Source organism: Desulfosarcina ovata subsp. ovata (assembly GCF_009689005.1).
Lineage (GTDB): Bacteria > Desulfobacterota > Desulfobacteria > Desulfobacterales > Desulfosarcinaceae > Desulfosarcina > Desulfosarcina ovata.
This window is the reverse complement of the sequence record NZ_AP021879.1, coordinates 312,588-334,098: the sequence shown is the minus strand read 5'-3', so window position 1 is coordinate 334,098 and position 21,511 is coordinate 312,588. Positions and strand designations below refer to the sequence as shown.

General features: G+C 51.6%; 23 protein-coding genes. 9 read left to right on the top strand and 14 right to left on the bottom strand.

All coding sequences use genetic code 11. The annotated features are described in order from the left end of the window. The first annotated feature begins 376 nt into the window (after nucleotides 1-376). Nucleotides 377-1,135, top strand: coding sequence for a substrate-binding periplasmic protein (locus GN112_RS01590; protein ID WP_162458731.1), 759 nt, complete (start codon nucleotides 377-379; stop codon nucleotides 1,133-1,135). Nucleotides 1,136-1,159: 24 nt separating this feature from the next. Beyond that, the gene (locus tag GN112_RS01585) at nucleotides 1,160-4,339 is read left to right on the top strand and encodes a hybrid sensor histidine kinase/response regulator (RefSeq protein WP_155308618.1); all 3,180 of its coding nucleotides are present in this window, start codon (nucleotides 1,160-1,162) and stop codon (nucleotides 4,337-4,339) included. Nucleotides 4,340-4,426: 87 nt separating this feature from the next. Here GN112_RS01585 and GN112_RS01580 read toward each other — a convergent pair whose 3' ends face one another. The 9 genes from GN112_RS01580 to GN112_RS01540 all read right to left on the bottom strand — a co-directional run bounded on the left by GN112_RS01580 (nucleotide 4,427) and on the right by GN112_RS01540 (nucleotide 9,606). Continuing rightward, the gene (locus tag GN112_RS01580; protein WP_155308617.1) at nucleotides 4,427-5,104 is read right to left on the bottom strand and encodes a COG3415 family protein; all 678 of its coding nucleotides are present in this window, start codon (nucleotides 5,102-5,104) and stop codon (nucleotides 4,427-4,429) included. 68 nt (nucleotides 5,105-5,172) lie between these two features. After that, the gene (locus GN112_RS01575; RefSeq protein WP_231716906.1) at nucleotides 5,173-5,547 is read right to left on the bottom strand and encodes a hypothetical protein; all 375 of its coding nucleotides are present in this window, start codon (nucleotides 5,545-5,547) and stop codon (nucleotides 5,173-5,175) included. Then, nucleotides 5,548-6,093 (bottom strand): cereblon family protein, encoded by a 546-nt coding sequence (locus GN112_RS01570; RefSeq protein ID WP_155308616.1) that lies wholly within the window; start codon nucleotides 6,091-6,093, stop codon nucleotides 5,548-5,550. A 68-nt stretch (nucleotides 6,094-6,161) separates the two neighbouring features. Beyond that, nucleotides 6,162-6,446 carry an HU family DNA-binding protein gene (locus GN112_RS01565; RefSeq protein ID WP_155308615.1) on the bottom strand — a complete coding sequence of 95 codons (285 nt, stop codon included), beginning with the start codon at nucleotides 6,444-6,446 and terminating at the stop codon, nucleotides 6,162-6,164. Between the two features lie 286 nt (nucleotides 6,447-6,732). After that, complete coding sequence (locus GN112_RS01560; RefSeq protein WP_155308614.1) at nucleotides 6,733-6,921, bottom strand: hypothetical protein; 189 nt, start codon at nucleotides 6,919-6,921, stop codon at nucleotides 6,733-6,735. 315 nt (nucleotides 6,922-7,236) lie between these two features. Continuing rightward, nucleotides 7,237-7,698 carry a hypothetical protein gene (locus GN112_RS01555; protein ID WP_155308613.1) on the bottom strand — a complete coding sequence of 154 codons (462 nt, stop codon included), beginning with the start codon at nucleotides 7,696-7,698 and terminating at the stop codon, nucleotides 7,237-7,239. After that, nucleotides 7,688-8,182, bottom strand: coding sequence for an anti-sigma factor family protein (locus GN112_RS01550; RefSeq protein WP_155308612.1), 495 nt, complete (start codon nucleotides 8,180-8,182; stop codon nucleotides 7,688-7,690). The genes GN112_RS01555 and GN112_RS01550 overlap by 11 nt, the downstream gene beginning before the upstream one ends. After that, nucleotides 8,179-8,730 carry an RNA polymerase sigma factor gene (locus tag GN112_RS01545; protein ID WP_162458730.1) on the bottom strand — a complete coding sequence of 184 codons (552 nt, stop codon included), beginning with the start codon at nucleotides 8,728-8,730 and terminating at the stop codon, nucleotides 8,179-8,181. The genes GN112_RS01550 and GN112_RS01545 overlap by 4 nt, the downstream gene beginning before the upstream one ends. 219 nt (nucleotides 8,731-8,949) lie before the next feature. Next, on the bottom strand, nucleotides 8,950-9,606 hold the full coding sequence (locus tag GN112_RS01540; RefSeq protein ID WP_155308610.1) for a YiaD family glycine zipper/OmpA-like lipoprotein: 657 nt from the start codon (nucleotides 9,604-9,606) through the stop codon (nucleotides 8,950-8,952). Nucleotides 9,607-10,081: 475 nt separating this feature from the next. On the opposite strand from GN112_RS01540, the gene GN112_RS01535 reads away from it, so the two are divergent. Next, nucleotides 10,082-10,966, top strand: a complete 885-nt coding sequence (locus GN112_RS01535) for an NAD(P)-dependent oxidoreductase (protein ID WP_155308609.1) — start codon at nucleotides 10,082-10,084, stop codon at nucleotides 10,964-10,966. A 52-nt stretch (nucleotides 10,967-11,018) separates the two neighbouring features. Here the strand turns inward: GN112_RS01535 and GN112_RS01530 are convergent, their stop codons facing one another. Next, a complete protein-coding gene (locus tag GN112_RS01530) occupies nucleotides 11,019-11,522 on the bottom strand; it encodes a dihydrofolate reductase family protein (RefSeq protein ID WP_155308608.1) in 504 nt (167 codons plus the stop codon). A 333-nt stretch (nucleotides 11,523-11,855) separates the two neighbouring features. Between GN112_RS01530 and GN112_RS01525 the strand changes: the two genes are divergently transcribed. Next, a complete protein-coding gene (locus tag GN112_RS01525; protein ID WP_162458729.1) occupies nucleotides 11,856-12,839 on the top strand; it encodes an HDOD domain-containing protein in 984 nt (327 codons plus the stop codon). 77 nt (nucleotides 12,840-12,916) lie between these two features. Beyond that, nucleotides 12,917-13,315 carry a helix-turn-helix domain-containing protein gene (locus GN112_RS01520; RefSeq protein ID WP_155308606.1) on the top strand — a complete coding sequence of 133 codons (399 nt, stop codon included), beginning with the start codon at nucleotides 12,917-12,919 and terminating at the stop codon, nucleotides 13,313-13,315. A gap of 219 nt (nucleotides 13,316-13,534) precedes the next feature. Here the strand turns inward: GN112_RS01520 and hpf are convergent, their stop codons facing one another. Beyond that, nucleotides 13,535-13,852: a ribosome hibernation-promoting factor, HPF/YfiA family gene (gene hpf / locus GN112_RS01515; RefSeq protein WP_155308605.1), complete on the bottom strand. Its 318-nt coding sequence runs from the start codon at nucleotides 13,850-13,852 to the stop codon at nucleotides 13,535-13,537. Nucleotides 13,853-14,037: 185 nt separating this feature from the next. Beyond that, entirely contained in the window at nucleotides 14,038-14,844 is an 807-nt protein-coding gene (locus GN112_RS01510; protein WP_155308604.1) for a DnaJ domain-containing protein, read from the bottom strand. 86 nt (nucleotides 14,845-14,930) lie between these two features. On the opposite strand from GN112_RS01510, the gene GN112_RS01505 reads away from it, so the two are divergent. The 3 genes from GN112_RS01505 (at nucleotide 14,931) to GN112_RS01495 (ending at nucleotide 17,961) form a co-directional block, all read left to right on the top strand. Then, nucleotides 14,931-16,076, top strand: a complete 1,146-nt coding sequence (locus GN112_RS01505; RefSeq protein ID WP_155308603.1) for a glycosyltransferase family 4 protein — start codon at nucleotides 14,931-14,933, stop codon at nucleotides 16,074-16,076. Next, complete coding sequence (locus tag GN112_RS01500; RefSeq protein ID WP_414736118.1) at nucleotides 16,036-17,397, top strand: ISNCY family transposase; 1,362 nt, start codon at nucleotides 16,036-16,038, stop codon at nucleotides 17,395-17,397. Before GN112_RS01505 ends, GN112_RS01500 begins: the two co-directional genes overlap by 41 nt. A 183-nt stretch (nucleotides 17,398-17,580) precedes the next feature. Continuing rightward, nucleotides 17,581-17,961, top strand: coding sequence for a glycosyltransferase (locus GN112_RS01495; protein WP_155308602.1), 381 nt, complete (start codon nucleotides 17,581-17,583; stop codon nucleotides 17,959-17,961). A gap of 10 nt (nucleotides 17,962-17,971) precedes the next feature. On the opposite strand, the gene speE is transcribed toward GN112_RS01495, so the two are convergent. Beyond that, nucleotides 17,972-18,832 (bottom strand): polyamine aminopropyltransferase, encoded by an 861-nt coding sequence (gene speE, locus GN112_RS01490; RefSeq protein WP_155308601.1) that lies wholly within the window; start codon nucleotides 18,830-18,832, stop codon nucleotides 17,972-17,974. Beyond that, nucleotides 18,822-19,310, bottom strand: coding sequence for an adenosylmethionine decarboxylase (gene speD / locus GN112_RS01485; RefSeq protein ID WP_155308600.1), 489 nt, complete (start codon nucleotides 19,308-19,310; stop codon nucleotides 18,822-18,824). The genes speE and speD overlap by 11 nt, the downstream gene beginning before the upstream one ends. Nucleotides 19,311-19,786: 476 nt before the next feature. Here speD and GN112_RS01480 point away from each other — a divergent pair, with 476 nt between their 5' ends. Next, nucleotides 19,787-21,490 carry an FAD-dependent oxidoreductase gene (locus tag GN112_RS01480; protein WP_155308599.1) on the top strand — a complete coding sequence of 568 codons (1,704 nt, stop codon included), beginning with the start codon at nucleotides 19,787-19,789 and terminating at the stop codon, nucleotides 21,488-21,490. Nucleotides 21,491-21,511: the final 21 nt, after the last annotated feature.

Sequence of the window (21,511 nt, the reverse complement as noted above, 5' to 3'; positions counted from 1 at the left end):
CATTGATACCGAATCTGTCGGAAAGAAAGGCTTGCGTCTTTAGCGAGTGCAGCAGCGTTTCAGCTGGGGCGGCTACTGGATTGCACTTCAGCGTTCTCAGGAATTACAGCCAGGTAAAGTAGGACAATCCGCTCTCATTAGGGATCATTCCTGACCATCAGCTGATGGAAACTGTTTTCCCGTTTCACAACGCCAGAGAAGCCAATCATTGGCTACGTTCGCCAAGCCTGGCAAAACGGGGTAATCCCCCCCGGAAAAAGGAGAAGTCATGCAGAACGATCATATAAGAAACATCGTGGCCATGCTGTCCTTGACCTGTGTTTTGGTTTCCCTCCCCTTCAATAGGCCAGCCTGGGGAAGATCCTTGGATGAAATAATGAAAAGCGGGGTTATTCGCATCTGTTTGGCCGGCACCAAGCAGAACTTTTACCAGAAAAACGCAATGGCCTATGTCGACTCTCTTGGAAGCGGGGTCAAACCGGAATTTACACATTTTGAAGCCTGGGATGACCAGTTCAGGAACAATACCGGTGAGGTTCTGCGAGATGAAGCATACACCCCCGAACCACTGGCTTCCGGCAAGTGCGACATGTACCCCAATGATTTGGTTAAAGTGGAATGGCGCGAAAAGAAGCTGGCGTACGTGCCGCTTTACATTTCCCGTAACACCATCATCGTGAACAAAACCAGAAAAGAGGAATTCAAGGAAATCAAAGATCTTGCCGGGAAGACGGCTGCCGTGATGAAAGAAACCTCCTACCATACGTGGCTTGACGACATGAACCGTAGCGCTTTCCAGGAAAACCCCGTGAAGATTGTCTTCCTGCCCCAGAAGGACGCGATTCTGGCCGTGGATGCCGGCAAGGCTGATTTCAGCATCATCGGCGCGGATGGCGCGCTTTGGTCAATAAAAAGTTTTGCCGGAAACGTTTCGGTTGCCTTCCCGGTGGGCGAATTCACTGAATATGGTTGGTGCTTCAGGAAAGCGGATAAAGACCTGCAGGAGGCCGTAGCCCGCTTTTTCGATCAGCAGAAAAAACTACCCGATTCCGAGCTCAACCGGAACTGGAAAGAAAACACGGGTATTACCTTGGATGATTTCATTATGTTTGTCAGCCAGGCTTCCAAACCATAAAGAACCCTCATAGCGCCAAATCCGATGATAAACAGAAAGTATTCCATTAAAGCGTATCTGACCGCGATGACCATTGCCCTCATGGTGGTGATTATCTTTTCGCTAACCCTGTTTGCGGCTTGGAGTTCCGCCAGGATCCAAAGTGAAAGTTCGCACCGGGAACTATCGTTGATGGTGAAGCAGGGTTCCGTCGTCCTCCAGAATTACGTCGAAAGGAAACAGGCCAACCTGGAGCTATGGTTATCCCAGCCCATCGTGGGTGTCTTCTTCAGGGCGCCGGAACTCGCAGCCATGTCGGTACCAGGGCTGCGAGGATTCTTTTCCCGAATAAGTACCCGGGATGCCGATATCGCCACGGTGCTCTTCGTTCACGATGGAAAAGTCGTGTTTGATAGCTCAGGGATGATGAATCAACTAATGGGCCCGAAGGCTCAAAGTCGTGTTCAAGGTTTTATTCAGGATTCCAATTTGTCCAATATTGTTGTGGCTTCTAACGAACAGAAGGACGGGCAGGCGGCAACGCTCTTTATAAAATCTCCCTTCAAAAAACAAGATGGCCGGCAAACAGGTGATTACGGAATTGTGGGCATCAATCTTGATAAAGTCCAGAAGGATCTTTTTGCCAACACAACAATCGGAAAAAGCGGGTTCACCTGCCTGCTGACAGATACTGGGTCCGGCTTAAGAGCGTCTGGCGTAACGGGCCCGGACAAGGAGAAACAGGATTTCGTTGAAGGCTGCCAGACATGGCGCAAATGGTCCGACGTGCCATCGTCGTATGAAATGTTGAACATCAAGGTCAGCCCGCTTGATGGTTTTCCATTGGCCATGGTCGGCGTTTCATCTGAAAAAGAGACCCACCGGGAAATAGGGTTTGCCATCCTGATCTGCCTGGTGGCCGGCAGTGTAGCCGTCATCATCGGTGCCACCGGAGCGATGTTGATTTCCAAACACCTGTCACGCTCCCTGATGGATTTCGTGGCTGGAATTCAGAGGCTTGAATTGGACCACCTGGATAATTTTCGCATTGACCAGGTGGATACGCGGATCGCAGAAGTTTCCATTCTGCATGGCGCATTTGAAATGATGGTCAAAAGGATCATCGCCTCAAGGGATGAGATCCAGACAAAGAACCGTAACCTGGAGGAAATGGCGGGATCCCTGCGACACCAGCGCAATCTGTTGCAGGCCACCTTGTCCAGCATCGGTGACGGGGTCATCACCACCGATATGGATAGGCGGATCACTTTTATGAACCGGGTCGCCGAGATGCTATCGGAGCACGACCTAGCGTCGGTGGTGAATTGCCGGCTGGAAGAGGTTTTCACCATCGTCAATGAATTCACCCGGCAGCCGTTGGACGATCCGATTAATAAGGTTCTTCGTCACGGTGCCACGCATGGATTGGCCGACCATGCGCTCCTGATAACCGGTAAAGGTCGCGAAATTCCAATTTCCAACAGCGGTGCCCCAATCCTGGACCATGAGGGAAACGTATCGGGTGCCGTCTTTATTTTCAGGGATGTCACGGAACAAAAAGAACAGGAAAAAGAACTGAAGGAAAGCGAGGAAAGGTTTCGCATCCTATTTGAAAGCAACCCCGCTGCGCTTTGGCTCATCGATTTTTCCGGTGTGCGTGGTGAATTTGACGCGATACAGGAACAGGCGGCCTACCTGGCCAGCTATCTGGAGCAGCACCCAGACATCCTGGAGCGCTGCACGAAGACCATCCGGATCCTAAGCGTGAACTCGGCGGCGTTCTCGCTGTTCAAAGCCGACACCTTTGAACATTTGATTGAGAAAATAAACGCCAGCATTTCCACAGAAGCCTCAGATGCATTCAGAGCGCTTCTTGTGGGCCTATGGAAGGGAGACACGCGGATCATGTTGGACAGTGTCGTGAAATCGGCCGATGGTGAACTGTGCTCAGTGACCGTGACATGCGCGTTTGTTCCCGGATATGAGGATCCGCTTTCCCGCGTTCTGATTGTCGTTAACGATATCACGGAGCGCGTCGAGCTTGAAGAACAGCTTCACCAGGCACAGAAGCTTGAATCCGTGGGCAGGCTGGCCGGAGGGGTTGCCCATGACTATAACAACATGCTTAGCGTGATCCTGGGTTATGCGGAACTGGCCGAGGAAAAAGCGGTACAACACGAATCCATCCGTAAAGACCTGAAAGAAATTCGTACCGCAGCCCAGCGATCCGCCGATATTACGCGTCAACTGTTGGCATTCGCCCGTAAGCAAACCATTGCCCCGCGGGTTATCGATTTGAATCAGACGGTAGAGTGCATGCTCAGCATGCTGAGGCGGTTGATCGGTGAAGACCTGGATTTAACATGGCACCCGAAAAACATGTTATGGCCCATCGAGATTGATCCAACTCAGGTTGACCAGATCCTGGCCAATCTTTGCGTGAATGCACGTGATGCCATATCCGGAACGGGAAAAATCACCATCGAGACGGACTTCCGTACTTTCGATGAGAAATATTGTCGCTTCCATAAGGGGTTTATTCCTGGTGATTTTGCCATGCTGGCCATCAGCGATGACGGATTCGGGATGGACAAAGAAACCCAGAAGCTGATTTTTGATCCGTTCTTCACGACCAAAGAAATCGGGCAAGGTACAGGCTTGGGGCTGGCCACGGTTTTCGGCATCGTAAAGCAAAATGGCGGCTTCATTAACGTGTATAGTGAGCTCGGGAAGGGAACGACATTCAAAATATATTTCCCCAGGTATACGGGTGAAGAAGTGGGCCACCGGTACCAGCGCCCTGACAGAATACCTTTCGGACAAGGCGAGAAGCTTCTGGTCGTTGAGGACGAGGCATCGACCCTGCAGTTGCTTCGCATGATGCTTACCGGACTAGGATATAGCGTGCTGGCGGCGAATACCCCCAGGGAAGCCATCGAATTGATAAAGGAAAACAATAGTGATTGTGCATTGATGGTTACCGATGTGATCATGCCCGAGATGAACGGCCGGGATTTGGAAAAACATATTCGATCGCTTTGCCCTGGAATCAAAACCCTTTTCATGTCCGGGTACACCGCCAATGTCATCGCGCATCACGGGATCCTGGATGAAGGTGTCAAATTCATCCAAAAACCTTTTTCAAAAGTAGAGCTGGCAATCCAGGTCAGGTCCGTGCTGGACGAACCGGATATGTCTGACGACAATCCGTGGACGACCGCTTGAGCGATTTGAAATCTCATTTTCACCTGTCTCCCCGAAAGACAGCAAAATGCTTTCCCCGGTGGGCCAGGCAGAGGTGAAATTATGGGTTTAAATGAACCAGTGCCTGAATCTGTTGGATGGTGGATATCGGCTTCTTTTGCCATTCAATTTTTCGGGCTTTTGAATCCATGGCCCATCATCGTCGTAGTACCATACGAAATCATTACTGTGATTTTTGTTCACATACGACTCGTCCAGATAAACTTCAGGACGAACCGTCCCCTTGCCCTTTCTATTTGCAATTTTTCTCCTGAGGTAGCGTTGTCTGGCTACCACTACATGGTCTTTCTCTTTAAACCGCTGGGTACGTATCCCTTTACCAAATGTAAACCCCCAACGGTCAAGGGCTCGGCCCAATGTCCGGATGCTAAATTCCTGTTCAGGAGCGACATCTTCAAGGTACTGACACAGCATTTCAAGTGTTATATACGCACCTTCTTTGTTGGCCTTACGTATGTATTCTCGGACAATTGTCTGTACTGAATCGGAAAGCGCTTTTTGTGGTCGCCCTCTATATATCTTCTCCACTTTATCGAAATTTATGCCACGGCCATGGTCCGCCATAGTCCTTTTCACCGTTGCTATGCCAAATCCAAGAGCATTCGCCACCCTCTGCACACTAAGGGTTTCCTGCTCCTCAAGGTCATCTATAGTACGGTCAAAATATTCTTTCAAAGCCACTATTACTTTTTTCTCTTCCGGTGTAAGTGCTTTGCCTTGAGCCATTGCCTCGCTCCTTTTTTTGGGCAAACTTCGGAGTGATTATAATACATGAAATTGAATGAAGTATTAAGTCATTTGACTGGTTTTAGAAGATATTCCAGGGCAAGTGAAGCCGGAGCCTGCACGTAACTCGGTTGTTTCTCGGGAAGAAAAATAACGGTTTTTCCGTAATTGGGAAGCCTTCCTTCGCGGTTACAGCGACCGGCAGCCTGTGCAATAGAATCGAGACCGGCCAGCGCCCGATAGACTACCGGGAAGTCAAGGTCCACACCGGCTTCGACCAGTGAGGTACTTACCACATAAAGCGGTTTTGCCTCTGTCTTTAATCTCTTCCGTATATTTTCAATGGGTTGCAAACGAAACACTTGCGCGGTCTGCTCAATGATGCTGGTCCCCCGGCAAAGCCGGGGGTTTACCTTTGTTATAATTACAATTGCTGATGGCATTCATATCTTGGGAAAGATGAGTCGGCTGGTAATCAACCCATGAAAAAAGTTGCCGTCCACCGCAATGAACCGCCATCCCAGGTGAATCAGGCAGTTGGTACATACCGCGATGCGCCACACAAATCCGGGAAACCAGGTGAATTCGGCGGATGTGGGTCCGATATAGCCGCATCCGCTGGCATTCCGGTAACAGGCAATCTCGAACAAGATTCCGGAGGGGTTGGCAAAGGTGTGGACATGGGCGCTGTTGATCACCCGCTGTTCCACCACGGAGGTGATGGGGTGGAGGCATTGACGGCACACGACGGCTTCGTCGGGACGCGTTGCGGTTTCGTCATCTGGGGAGGCGTGCGGGTCACCATCACGACGCTTCTGCGGCCTTGAATGGGGGCGCAGGAGGAGAAAACAGTTGGGCAGGGATGGCGGCAGGTTAAGCGGGCCAACCGGTTTCGGCACAGGGTTCATCATGGTTTGCCCATGCATTTCCGGAGCCTCCTCGCATCTCTGCTGGCGTGGCGCACGCCGGCGCGGAACCGGGGTTCCCATGCAGCCGCCTTTTTTGCAAACGGTTGCCATTCATGTGGAAAAACCGGGGTCATCCCCGGAAAATCCAATCAGCGCTTAAACGTATCGACCCGTTCCTTCAGTTCCTTCCCGCACCTGAAAAACGGCAGCCGCTTGGATTTTACGATCACCGACTCACCGGTTTTGGGGTTACACCCCCTGTAGGATCCGTAGTCCTTAACAAAAATACTGCCAAAGCCTCTGATTTCCACCCGGTCTCCGTTAACCAGGGCATTGGTCATTTCACCAAAAAAAAGGTCAATGATCTGCTCCGCCTTTTCACGGGTAAATCCGTTTTTTCTTTTCAGCGCCTCGATCAGGTCCCCTTTATTCATGTCCTGCCCCCTTGGTATCGTTAATTATATCAGCATCGTAAAAGTAAATCAGCGCCTTGTCAACGGAGGTGAACGATCGTGGGTGGTTTTTCCGATAATCCTGAGCGCAAAAGGAGGCGCTTTTTTTTGCCGGGCCTCAAAAACGTTCGCGGATCATCCCATTAAACCGGACTACCGCTTGACCAGCGGGAGCAATTGTTTGCTGAAATATAAATGCATGCCCATGAGGGATGGCGGGACAATCGGTTTAGGGAAGCAAAATAATGGTACCGGCATTGGAAATGATTTAATTTTTCAACATGCCGGTGAGGACCTCATTGACGATATCCCGGCAATACGCTTCTCCGACAAGGTCAATGGTCCCCCGCTCCTTGTTGTATTTCACACGGCATCCATAATCCTGAACCATGCTGTCCGTAATTTTGGCTACCACTTCAAGGGTTTCATTTTGCCTGCTGATCTTGAACGGTCCCATCTGCCACACCTCTGTCAACGATTCTCTTTGGCGCTTTATTGCCAACGGGCAACAAATTTGCGCGGCCATGGACGGCTTGTCTTCTCGTCAAGATCGTAGCACGGATTGTGCCACTGTTTAATACTATTCGCTTTCCATTGATTTTAAAAGCAAATTCTGGAAATTAGATAGTTTTTCACCCGAAGCATTGAGAATTTAATGCGATACTGAATATATCATTTATTTCTCAATTCCTTACTCAGACGACAGGCTGACCCAAAAAGAGTCCCCTGAGCGGCGAACCCTTCAGAGAATCTTGTAGGAATCTGATTTGTTTCAGTAGGAACTGGAGATCTTGAAAATGAGATTACCGTTGAGGTATTGGGGGCCGCCAACGAACAGGCTGCCCCGGTTGAGGAGCTGGATCTGGGTCTGGAACACCGCACGATTCTGTTTTATCATCTGCATGGCAATCTCGGCACGTTTCTCGCGGATTTTCTTGGGCGTGATTTTCAGCCGACGATCGCCGGGCAATGCAACCGTGCCCGTCTGACCGACCGCCAGATCGAGCGTTTGGCTGCCGATTAAGCGGTAGGAGGTATAGTTGAACATGGATTGCAATTCATTGACGTGCTTTCTGAGCTTCGGGTCGATCACATTATCCCCCCGTGCGGCCAGAATGGTATCGACACTGATCCGGCAGTGCGCTTTTGCCAGTGCCGTTCCCGGTGTTGCGCAGGTAACCAGCAGTGCCAAGGCCAGGCAAAGGAGAATCAGGGAGGCGTGTCTATACCGCATCTTGTTCGCTTTCAGCATCGGTGGTTTCATTATACCAGAGAATGGTTTGGTGCGTATTCGGGGTTTCGAAAATCATAACAGATGACATGGACCCTGTAAAAGAGTTTATGATCGCACTGGGACCAACGTCCGGTTTGGCCAGAAAATGGGAATGGGCAAAAAACAGCAGCACGCCTGCGGTGGCGGCCATCGGAACCAGAAATTTCATGGCGGCCAGCAGCGGATTCCCGCCAACGGCGCGACTCGGCCGCAACGCCTTGATCACGACCTCTTTTTCAAGGGCGGAAAAGTCCACGGTTTCGGACGCCTGTTCAATCCTCCGGCAAAGTCCCCGGGAAAAACCCGACAGGATGGCGACCTGGCGGCGGCATTCCCGGCAATGCGCCAGATGGGATTCCATACGCTGCTGTTCCATGGGATCCAGTTGACCGTCAAGATAACGGTTTAACAACGCTTCATCGCAGGGCATGCGGGGTGTGGTCATTTTTCGTCCTCCATCAACGGCGCCAGAATCTCTTTGAGCCGCTTGCGGGCATGGAAAAGACGGGATCTCACCGTTCCCAATTTGACTCCCGTGACATCGGCAATCTCTTCATAGGAAAGGCCTTCAACTTCCCTGAGTACGAAAACCGTCCTTGCATGATGGGGCAACTGCTTCAATGCGGCATCGATCTGCGCTTGTGTCTGTGCATCGGAAACGTGCGCTTCCGGTGACGGCAAGTCGCTCTTGGGATCTATTCGGCTTTCATCATCGTCGCTGCCCAGCGGCAAGTGCAGCCATTTGAAACGCCTCGCCCAGCGTCGCTTCCAGTTGAGGCAGCGATTTACAGTGATGCGGCGCAGCCAGGTCGAAAGCGATGCGTCATTTCTGAAATTGTGGATGCTTCGATAAACCTGGAGAAAAACTTCCTGCACAATATCCTGACTCTCTTCGGCATCCAGGGTGATGCCGAACGCAATGGAAAAAATCTTCTTGCGATACCGACGGACCAGCAGTTGAAAGGCCCAATCGTCGCCCCGCTGCAGCTTCAAAACCAGCTCATGATCATGAACAATTCGGCTTTGTATAATCTTAGACACCAGTCAAAAAATAAAGTTCAGTTGCTTGTGTTAAAAAAAGGGCGGCATATTGCCGCCCCGGTATATCAAAAATGACAAATGCCTGCCACGACTCATCTTCGATGGATGACGCCGCTCATGCATGCATTTATGTTGGGCGTTTCACGGCCTTGGAAAACGGCATTCCGCACATCATCCCTGCGCTGTCGGGTTGATGCGGATTTCCACGCGGCGATTCATTTGGCGTCCTTCAGGAGTCGCGTTGTTGGCCACCGGACGGCTCTCACCATACCCGATGGAGTTAATCCGGTATGCCTGAACGCCCCGTTGGACGAGCAGATTTTTCACATTCCCGGCTCGCCGTTCGGAAAGCTGCTGATTGAAGGCTTCCGAGCCGACGCTGTCCGTATGGCCTTCCACCACAATGGTGGTCTGGGGATATTTGATCATGATCTGAGCAATACGATCCAACTCGTTATACAGTGCCGGTCGGACGATATCGGAACCGGTATCGAATGAAACATCACCCTTGAGAGTGATGGCCAGAAGTTCTCCTTCCCGTTGGACCGCAGCCGCTTCAGAAGCCGCCAATGCATTGCGCATTTCAGCTTCCTGGTTGTCCATCATCTTGCCAACGCCGGCACCGGCGGCAGCACCCACGGCAGCCCCCGCAGCAGCACCGACCAGTGTCCCCTCGGTATCGCCCCCGATGGCCTGCCCCAATAGTGCACCCGCAATCGCGCCACCTGCAGCGCCATAGGCGGCGCCCTTGCCCGTGTTGGTCTGGGGAGTTGCACAGCCACTGAGTACAAACATGCCCAAAACACCGATCAGAATTACCTTTTTCATTTCTTGCATACCTCCTTTTTGGCTGACGGCTTGACCGACTTCAAGTTATGGAAACACCACCATCGACAGTACGAAGGTTGAACGTGTTCCTACAGAGTTTATATAATGCAGGTAAACATCTATGTCTAAATATTTTTCCCGGAAGGACAAAAGCCGATAATGATTCACGAGAAACCATCGGCACATCCCATAAAGGATCGGCCATCTCGATTTTTCGAGATGACCGATCCTTAGACACCGGCAACACAAAGACGTTCAATTTTTATTGCTTGCGACATTCGATCTAAAAAAATGCCAGATACAAACGATGAAAGGTCGGGAAGTCCAACCGGATAATTGCGGAACTATGGAAATCCGAAAAATTGCATTTGATCCGATATTCGGATATAAGCCGTGGTTACCCGATCTATGAGTTGACGGCAGCCAACAATGCCTCGTCTGTATAAATTTTCACATGCATTTAAAGGAGCTTGGAATGGCCGAAAAAAGAATCGGCTGGATCGGTACCGGCGTCATGGGCGCCGCCATGTGTGGCCACCTGCTCTCCGCCGGCTACCCGGTAACCGTCTTTAACCGCGGTCGTGAAAAGGCAGATCCGATTATCGCGAAAGGGGCCGTCTGGGCCGACACTCCCAAAGCGGTTGCCCAAAAAAGTGACATTGTATTTACCATGGTGGGCTTCCCCGATGATGTCCACGAAGTGATCCTTGGCGATGACGGCGTCCTGGCCGGGGCAAGCGCCGGAAGCACCGTGGTGGACATGACCACATCAAGTCCGGATCTGGCCCAAACCGTATACCGGGCCTGTTTCGCCAAAGGGGTCAACGCCCTGGATGCCCCGGTTTCCGGTGGCGATATTGGCGCGCGTGAAGCCACGCTGGCGATTATGGTGGGCGGTGACAGCGCCGTTTTCGATGCCATTCGACCGCTTTTTGAAATCATGGGCAAAACCATTGCCCTTATGGGAAACGCCGGCGCCGGTCAGCATACCAAAATGACCAACCAGATTTTGATCGCCGGCACCATGATCGGCGTAGTGGAATCGCTGTTGTACGCACGCAAGGCCGGCATGGATCTTGACCAGGTGATTGACGTCATCGGCAAAGGGGCCGCCAGTTCCTGGTCCATCAACAACCTGGGTCGCCGGATAGCCGATGATAACTTTGACCCTGGCTTCTTTATCAAGCACTTTGTAAAGGATATGGGCATTGCTCTGGACGAAGCCGGTCGTATGCACCTTTCGCTGCCGGGACTGGCCCTTGTCCATCAGTTCTATGTGGCGGCCATGGCCATGGGATGGGAAAATCTGGGGACCCAGGGACTGTACCGGGTACTGGATCGGATGAATCAAAAAACCTGATCAACGTGAAAAGGGGTAAGGATCGGGGATGACCAGGCGGATGGGATTCGATTTACCGGAGGACCCGGTACCGCAGGCAAAGGGTATTGTCGTCCAGTTGCCAGAACTTCTTCAGCGCTAGTTTAAGGTTCACGGCATCGGAAAAAATGGAAAGGCCGCTGCCAAAGGCGTAGGGTGAAACCGTCAGAATCAGTTCATCGATCAACCCTTTTTCGGCAAAAAGCTGATTAATTTTGGCTCCGCCCACCACCACGGCCTCCTCATAACCCTGTGAGGCCAGATCACCCAGAATCTGTTCGGGCGGATCCTGAGTGAAGACCAGGTCTTCCCGATCTGACCGGCGGTTGGTATTGCGGGTCATCACAACGGTTTTACGACCCGGCAGCACCCGCCCGATGATATCGAAGGTGGTGGAGCCCATTATCATCACCCCGGCCTTCTTGGTAATCTCGACATACAACCGTTTATCGGCTTTACCGGTCCAGTCGGGATAGTGATCTTTGGCCTTTGCAATCTTTCCATCCACGGTAATGGCGACCATCAGGCTGACATGCATGCTTCTGTTATCCCAATTTTGAAGTGGCTGTCTTTTTTCTCTTCTCATAGCACAACCGCGGGTTGCTTGAAACCCGTCTGGATTGAATTTAAGTTTTCCTGGACCGGGACGATGAATAGGGCGAGCTATTTTCACCTCGGGCCTTGAAATGCAAGATTATTTGAATCTGGTCAATTTTTTCAAAAACAGATATAATACCGTCTCGGTAGACTGATCATTCTGGACGACAGGAGCCTTGAAGCATCTGAGAAAGGTGTGCCCATGATAGTTGAATGCGAAAATTGCGGAAAATCGTTGGATCTCCCCGACAACCGCCTTCCAGCAGGAAAAAGAGTGTCATTCCCCTGCCCCGGCTGCAAATCCAAAATGACCATCGACCTCAGAAAAAAAACGGAACCGGTTAAGGAAGCGGCGGACGCGTCCTCGGGCAAAGTGGTGATCACGCCGATATCTGAAAAATCGTCCGGAGAGCTGGACGGCACCGATTTGAGACGCAAAATACTAAACAGTCTCAAGGACTTGCCGCCCATGCCGAAAATAATTTACAAAGCCCGCGAAGTTATGGGTAACCCCAAATCCGGGTTTAAGGACATTGCCGAAGTGATCGAAACGGATCAGGCCATTGCCGCAAAAGTGCTTCAGGTCGCCAACTCGGCCTATTACGGGCTTTCCGGGATGGTCTCTTCCATTCACCAGGCCTCTGTCGTTCTCGGGCATAAGACACTTGAGCAGCTGATCACCATGGTTTCGGCCACCAGCTTACTGGGCAGCCATCTGAAAGGATACCGCATGGGGGCCGGTGCCTTGTGGCAGCATTCCCTGGCCGTGGCCCTATGCTCGCGACTGATTGCCAAGGACCGTGCACCGGCCATGGAAAATGACGCTTTTTCCGTGGGCCTGATTCATGATGCCGGCAAACTGGCACTGGACCGATATATTCTGGAACGTAATGACCAGGTGGAAAAGGCTTTAGCAAAAGGGGTTAGTTTTCTTGAAGTTGAAAAGCTGGTCCTCGGCTTCGATCACACCGAACTGGCTTCCGATCTTTGCACCAAATGGAAACTTCCCGAAAACCATGTGAGTGCCATGCGTTATCATCACAACCCCAGCGCCTCAGACGGCAACCAACTGGCCTTTATCGTCCACACGGCCGACCACATCGCCCGGCAAAACGATATCGACAACAGTGCCGATTCGGCCTTGTACACGCTGGATCCGCAAGCCCTCGACGTCCTCGCCCTGGATGAAAACGATCTGGCCGGTTATCAACAGGCAACCCTCGAAGCTGTCAACCAGATCACCCAGAGCATGGCCTGACCGATTACAAACGGAACCCAACACCACATGACCCGAAAATGGATCGACGAATCGGGTTTTTAAAGGAGTTTGATGGTATGACCGACACTGCTAAGACATTGACGACCGCCGAATTTTCTAAAATAACGGGTATGGCTGTTTCCACCATTACCCAGATGCTGCGTCAGGGCAGACTCCACGGGGAAAAAAGAAGCGGCAAATGGGCAATTTTTGAAAGTGAGCTTCCAGACAACCCCGTAACCGAAAATAAGATCCCAAAAAATGTATCCTCCCAGCCATCTCCGGCCGAACCGAAAAAAAGCATCGAAAGCTATACTGTCGAAACCTTTGCCCGGATGACCTATCTGACTGAAAAAGGCGTCCGCCAGTGGCTGAAAACCGGCCGGCTTACGGAAAAATCCGACGAGAACGGTCAGAAACAGGTGGATGCGGTCAACCTCGAACGCCCCGAGTTGCAGCATCTGCTCAGAAAATAGTTGCTGCTCAAATAAAGAAGCCTTCCACCTGCAGTCAGGTGAAAGGCGTCATGGTGTAAAGCGCGTTCAATTCACGACATGACTCAACTTCATCTGCGTTCATAATCTTTATTTTCGCCGTGGTTCACTGTGGACGGCGAGGATGATCCATTCAAATGAAGAGGTGATGCGGGTTAGTCTTTCTCGTGCGAACGCCGATGTACTGGGCTATCTGTAAAATCATACGATTCCAGGTGGTTGCACATCCGCACGATGCGCCTGGATTTTTTCTTTGCTTTTAATCAGTTGCTTTTTGGCTTTATCCACGACCAGATCGATCGCTTCGTTCCACGCTCCGCTCTCTTCTCTGGCGTGAACCTCAACGCCCTTGCCACTCAAGTTGACATCGACGATCTTGCGCAGTTTTTCCTCCTGGAACACCACATCGGCCATTCCTGGAGCGATCATGATTTTTTCAAGGCGTTGGAGTTTTTCTTCAAGGTAGGATTTCAGGTAGTCTGAGGAATCAACATTCTTAAAGGTGACCAAAATTTGCATAAATTGCCCTCCTTTTGCGGTTGTCCGGCCCGCTCACCACTTGTCAATACAATCCCCTGTCGCCTGTTGGACCGGTGGGGAGGAAAAAAACGATCGCTGACACTTCAATTCCCGGGCAAAAAGCCTCCTTTCAAGGTTCGTGACTGATTATCCCTTTGGGGAGCAGTGATCTTATTTACAATTTATCACTTGCCAAAGGTTGAAACAATAAAATCCTTGGCCTTTTCCAGTAACGGCTTTTTATATTTCACTTTAAGATAGAGATCGCCATCGGAACCACCATGTTTTCCGCTGGCGCCCATCTGCGAGAGCCGGATCTGTTGGCCGTCACGGGTACCGGCCGGTATGGTAACCACCAGCTTTTTTGATCGCTGACGATGGTAATAGGGAAACGGCCCGCCGCTATTGGCAAACTCCGGTGCCAGATGAATGGTATCGTAAATATTCTCTCCCGGCTGGGGCAAACGGGCACCGGTCATTTTTTGGAACAGGTAATTGACAAAACGGCCCAGTTGCGGTGGCCCACCACCGGCCATGGATTTGCCGCGACGCTTGCCAAACCCGCCGCGATAGATGAACCCCCTGCCATGCAGGCCATGACCTTTCACATCAAAACGCTGGTATCCCGGCCCGTAAAAATCACTGAAGATGGAATCCACCCCCCGAAGTCCGAACGACCGGGCCATCTCTTCGAAAATCTGGTGAACATCGGACCCTTTGAAAATATCCTGCTCGCTGTAAGCGTTGCGGAACTGGCCGTATGCATTCTCACCGAAACGATGACGCATGGCGTCGTACTCCCGCCGCTTTTCCGCGTTGGACAAGACGGCATAGGCCTCATTGATCTTTTTCATCATTTCGGCACTGGAAGGATCTTTCTCGTTACGGTCGGGATGATATTTGAAAGCCAGTTCCCGGTAAGTGTCTTTTATTTTTTTTGCATCCGCATTGCGGTCCACACCCAAAATCTGATAGTAATCCTGCTGTGACATGTTCCTTTGATTTCCCTCTGTTTCTCATTGTCCAACCCCCACCCGGTTGCCTGAGAAATAATATAGTCATCAATTGATGGTTGGCGATGCCTAAAAATCTGCCGTACTGTAAAAAACCGTTATCCATCCGTATCTTGCATGTGCTCAGCCAGCGGCCCGACTCCACTGGCAGCGGTATTTACATCCAGGCCATGCTGCGGGAAGCCGAAAGAAAGGGCCATCGCAATTTTTTGGTGGCCGGTGTCCAATCCGACTGGCCGCCGCAGTTACCCTGCATCGACAATGACCACTGCCGGATGGTCACCTTCGGTGAAGGGGATCTCCCCTTTGCCATCGCCGGCATGAGCGATGTAATGCCATACACGAGCACACGGTTCTGCGATCTCTCCGCGGATGCGATTAACGCGTATAAAGCCGCGTTTACCCGTCACCTGCGGGAAGTCGTCGACATCTTTCAACCCGACCTGATTCACAGCCACCACCTTTGGCTGGTCACCGCCCTGACCCGGCAGCTCTTTCCGCACATTCCCCTTCTGACCACTTGCCATGGGTCCGACCTGCGGCAGTTTCAAAATTGCGCCGATCTGCGGTCCCACGTGATATCCGGCTGTCAAGGCATCGATGCCGTCATGGCCCTGAGCCATGCGCAAAAGCAGACGATTGTCAAGCTTTACGATATGGTACCGGAAAGTGTTCACGTGGTCGGTGCCGGCTACAATGCGGAACGCTTTACCCAAACGGTCAAACCCCTGCCTGAACCGGTCCAGCTGGTTTACGCCGGGAAACTGAGCCACGCCAAGGGGGTCCCCTGGTTGCTGCAGGCCCTGTCCAGCATCGACACGCCTGACTGGCATCTGCATCTTGTGGGCGGTGGCAGCGGTGAAGAAAAGGAACACTGTCTGGCGTTGGCCCGCCAATTGGGTGATCGGTTGACGGTCCATGGAGCCGTCCCACAGCAGCAATTGGCCGAAATTATGGGACAGGCCCATCTTTTTGTGCTGCCTTCCCTGTTTGAAGGCAGCAATTGTAATTTTGAAATGGCTCTCTTTGCTACCCAAACAGAAGTTTTTTTCAATCAAAGTTCGATGCATTTATTTTCTTTATTATTTCAAAATGTTCTGGACACAGAAGCTTGTAATGGATATAAGAGGGTGAATACTCATCCACTTTTACCAAAAGCGAGCCAGGGCCATGCGATTGCCAGAACAAGAAGAAAACCGCATCCTACTTGAAAGGAAACATGCAGAATTCACATTTGACAAAGTGATCCAATTTTTTCGCCAAACTATTTCTGCATTTCCTGACCGGCGCATCGGCACTAATACCAGCTACAGCATAGAAGACGCAGCCCTGGGAGCTTTTTCTGTTTTTTTTACCCAAAGCCCATCCTTTTTAGCCTTTCAATCCGCTATGCAGCAAACAAAAGGCAAAAACAATGCGCAATCACTTTTCGGCCTCACTCAAATTCCCTGTACCAACCACATCAAAAGTTTAATGGACGAGGTCCATCCCTCTTATGTCACGCCCGTGTTCAAATATCTTTTCGACGGATTGGAAAAATCCGGTCATCTGGACGGGTTTCGCTCATACGACAACAATTTATTGGTTGCCTTTGACGGAACGCAGTATTTTGCTTCAAATACAATTCATTGTGATAATTGTAGTCGCAAGCACCATAAAAATGGAACCGTAACCTATTCGCATTCAGTCGTGACCCCGGTGATTGTGGCACCGGAAAACAATAAGGTGATTGCTTTGCAACCGGAATTTATTACCCCCCAGGATGGCCATGATAAACAAGATTGCGAAAACGCGGCAGCAAAACGCTGGATCGATCAATATGCGGCGGAGTATCAACCTTTTGGCATCACTGTATTGGGCGATGATCTATACTGTAAACAACCGATTTGCAAAAAACTATTAGATCAAGAACTTGATTTCATTTTGGTCTGTAAACCCGATTCTCATAAAACCCTTTACCAGTGGCTGGATGAATTGGACGCCATGCAGACCATCGAAACCGTGGTGGAGAAGCGCTGGACCGGCAAAACCCATGAAATCGATACGTATCGCTTTGCCAACAAACTGCCGCTACGTGATAGTGAAAACGCCATTGATGTTAATTGGTGCGAACTGACAACAACCCTGCCCGATGGAAAAATCGTGTACAAAAACGCATTTGCAACCAATTTTGAAGTTTCAAAGAGCAACGTCAAGCAAATTGTCAAAGATGGCCGAGCACGCTGGAAAGTCGAGAACGAAAATAATAATGTTTTGAAAAACAGAGGCTATAATATTGAACACAACTTCGGTCACGGGAACAAGCACCTTTCATCATTATTGCTGACCTTCAACTTGTTAGCCTTTCTGTTCCATACCGTTCTTGAACTGATGGATGAGAAGTACAGCTTGGTTCGTGCTGAGTTACCAACGCGCAAAACCTTTTTTGACGATGTGCGCGCTTTGACGCGATATATGTATTTTCCCAGTTGGGAGGCGATGTTAACTTTTATGATGCGAGGCCTGGAGATCGAATACGTAGACACCAGTTAAAATCCTTGGCAGATTTTCACATCAAACCGTACGAGTTCCTTTATTAACCAATGGATAGGTTTGATCAAAATTTCTGATACAGAGAGCCAAAAATGAAAAAATTCATCGGCTGGCTAATTGCGTACAGTTTTGTTTCACTTTTTGATCATAACCTGAACTAAATTTTTCGAAGAACTGATCGAATTGCCATGCTGGTACAAACCTGAACCGCATAATTACAATTGCTGGTTTGAAGGCCTGCCCCTGGTGGTGCTCGAGGCGCTGGCCAGCGGCTGTCGGGTGGTCGCAACCGCCCTTCCCGGGGTGACTGAAATCCTGGGTGAAAGGAAAACTGACTTTATCGACCTTGTCCCTACCCCGCGTCTGCAGGAGGTGGACAAGCCCGTTGCAGCGGACCAGAAACAATTCACCCAAAATCTCGGCAGCGCCCTGCAACGGCAATTATGGGCCGCCCGAAAGCACCCCCAGATCGATCTCAGCCCCATTGCCGATCGTATGGCCGCCTTTTCCTGGAGTGGTGTATTTAGAAAGGTTGAAGCGCTTTATTTGACGCATGCAGGGTAGAAGGCGTTTCCTATGCGGATGTTTTCCCGATGGCATCGAGGATGTATTGGGGAAGGGCAAATGCAGCGCCATGCAACTGGGGGGTGTAGTAGCGCGTGACAATACCACTGTGGGTGAACCGCTCCTGCAGGGTCTTCCGGTCGGTCTGTCGTGGCCGTGGGTCGTCGCTGGCCCAGCCAAAAGTCATGATGCCGCCCACGTAAGTGGGCACCGATGCGCCAAAAAAGTGCCAGTCCCGGAACAGGTGGTTGAAGTGGCCGGCTGAGACACGCACCTCGTCGAGTTGCAGAAAGGCGACGCCGTTCTGGGTGACCAGGATTCCGCCGGGCGCCAGACAGCGCTGGCAGGCGGCATAGTAACGCCGGCTGAACAGCACCTCGGCCGGCCCTTCAGGGTCGGTGCTGTCGGTGAGAATCACGTCGAATCGCTCATCGGTATGCTCCAGGAAATGCATTCCGTCGTCAATGACCACCGTTGCCCGGGGATCGTCAAAGGCTCCCTGGGAATGATTAGGCAGATAGCGGCGGCACAGATCGATCACTGACGCATCGATCTCCACCTGTACCACCCGCCGGATATCCCGATGGCGCAGCACCTCCCGGAGCAAACCGCCGTCACCGCCGCCAATGATCAGTACCCGGTGCACACGTCCATGGGCCAGCAGCGGCACATGGGCCATCATTTCGTGATAAATGAACTCATCGGCCTCAGTGGTCTGGATCACGCCATCTAGCGCCAGCACCCTGCCAAAATAACGATTCCTGAAAATAATCAGATGCTGATGGTCCGTCTTGATTTCATACAGGGGGTCATCAATGGAAAACCGCTGATCGCAACCGTCACAGATTTCTTCCCGGTATTCAGCTTTCACCGGACACGCCTCTCAGCTGTTCCACAATCGATACTCGTTCGGGGGCAAATACCGCCTTGAGTTCGTCAACGGCCTTTTCGGGATGAGCATCTCCGCACATGAAGATGTCAAATGCGGCAAAATCATTTTCCGGCCAAGTATGGACACTGATATGCGATTCGGCCAGCACGGCAACACCGGAAAGACCACCACTGGGTGAAAATCGGTGCAGGTGAATGTGCAGGAGCGTGGCACCGGCGGCCTGAACACAGCGGCGCAGCACATTTTCCATCAGCACCGGATTGTCCAGCGAGCGGGCGCCCCAGAAATCCAGAATCAGATGCTTGCCGGCATAGACCCTGTCTCCGCGGGTGATAAAATGATCCTTGGCGACATCCGCGGCATCCTGGTCAACATATTCAGGCCAGCGCTGCCCGGTCACGTCGTTATTGAAATCGACAAGATTACTGTATGGTGCTCTCTTTTTCTGGGCCATCATCGCCCCCCTTTCAAAATCCGTTCGGCGCTGGGGAAATCGCCTGAGCTAAATGATTACCATGGTATCGAATGGATGTCAGCAAACTCGCCGCACGGCGGTGCGCTGTAAATGGACACGAAGAGGTGTGGCCGCTGATTCAAAGACAGAGGCTTCTTATACAAGGAAAGTCGGGAGGGTCAAGCAAAAGTTGGCCGTGCATTCATCAAAGCGGATTCATAGTCAGAAAAACGATCATACCTTCAATCGGATTTTGTATTTCGGCGTGCAAATCCGGTACTGGGGATTCCGGCGGGATTTCCTTTGAGATGGGTCTTGACAAAACAAAAAAAAACGATAAATTGTTATTCCTTATGGGAGATATCTCGTTAAGAGCCAATACTCGCAAGTCAGACGGCGGCCTGGGTGCATGACGCAGACAAAAAAAACCATTTGCACCCATGCCGTTCACCGATAACCGGTTAGAGGAAAGGTTTAAAATGGCCCAAAACATTCTCATTGTTGGCGGAGTGGCCCTCGGGTCCAAAGCGGCTTGCCGTTTCAAACGGCTGGAGCCGGAATCCCATGTTACGATCATCGATCAGGACATGTACATCTCCTATGGGGGTTGCGGAATCCCCTTTTATGTTTCCGGCGATGTCAGCGACGTCCACGATCTGCGCAAAACCAGCTTTCACATGCTGCGCGATGAGGTATTTTTTAAAAATTGCAAAGATATCGACATAATGACCGAAACCCGGGCGGAAAAAATCGACCGCGAAAACAAACTGCTGCACATCCGCCGCAAAGATGGCTCGACCGACACGCTGGCCTATGACCAGTTGGTTCTGGGAACCGGCAGCAGCCCCCGCCGTCTTCCCATCCCCGGCGTCGACCTTCCGATGGTCTATACCGCGGCAAACCTGAGGGATGCCGAGGCGATCAAGGAAGTGGTCACCAAGGGGCAGGTCGAACGGGCGGTGATTATCGGTGGCGGGTTCATCGGCCTGGAAATGGCCGAAGCCCTTGCCGACATGTGGGAAGTGGAAACGACAGTGGTCGAATATTGCGACCAGATTATGCCCGGATTCGTCAGCTCCATGTTCGCTCGCATGGCCCAAGGACAAATGGAGGAGCATGGCGTTCATTTTTATGTCGATGAAGAGGTCAAGGCCATCGAAGGCACGGATACGGTAACAGCCGTGGTCACCAACAAACGGCGTCTGGAAGCGGATCTGGTGATTATGTCGGTTGGCGCCGTCCCCAATTCGGATCTGGCTCGTGATGCAGGCCTTGAGATCGGTAAAACCGGTGCCATCCTGGTGGACGAACACCTGCGCACGACGGATCCGCTGATTTACGCCGGCGGTGACTGTGCACAAATTCCCAATCTGGTCACCGGCCAACCTGCCTATTTTCCACTCGGTTCCATGGCCAATCGCCAGGGCCGGGTCATCGGAACCAATCTCGCCGGCGGCAACGCCAAATTCAAGGGCGCGGTCGGCTCGTTTGTCGTAAAAACGTTTGAGGCGGCATTGGCCGGGGCCGGACTGAGTCTCAGCAGTGCGCTGAAGGCCGGCTTCGATGCGATCAGTGTCCAGGTCGCTCAACTCGACCGGGCCCATTTCTATCCGGACAAGGGGATGATGTATCTGGAACTGGTCGTGGAGAAAGAGACCCGCCGCATCCTGGGGATCCAGGGCTTTGGTGAGCAAGGCGACGCGGTCGTGGGCCGGATCAATACCGTGGCGGCGTTCCTTGAAGATCGTCCCACGGTTGACCGTCTCAGCAATGTGGAACTGGCGTATTCGCCTCCTTTCTCTTCCGCCATGGACATTCTCAATGCCCTGGGCAACACGGCGGAAAACCTGCTCGATGGCCGCTACCGCCCCATCGATGTCGATGGGTTTGCGGAAAAATGGTCCTCCAACGGCGACGGCCAGTGTCTGGTTCTCGACTGCCGGGCACGGCAGGATGGGGAACCGTTTGCCCAGAAATATCCGGAGCGTTGGATCAATATTCCGCAGGATGAACTGCGCCAGCGGTTCAAAGAGATTCCGCCGGGAAAAAAGTTGATTCTGGTCTGCAACACCGGTGTGCGTTCCTACGAAGCCCAGCTGAATCTGAAAGAAATGGGCTTGGATGACCCGGTCAGCGTTCAGGGCGGCATGGTGACGTTGAACAAATGCGGTCTGGATCTGTAACCCTTTATTAAGGATGAATTC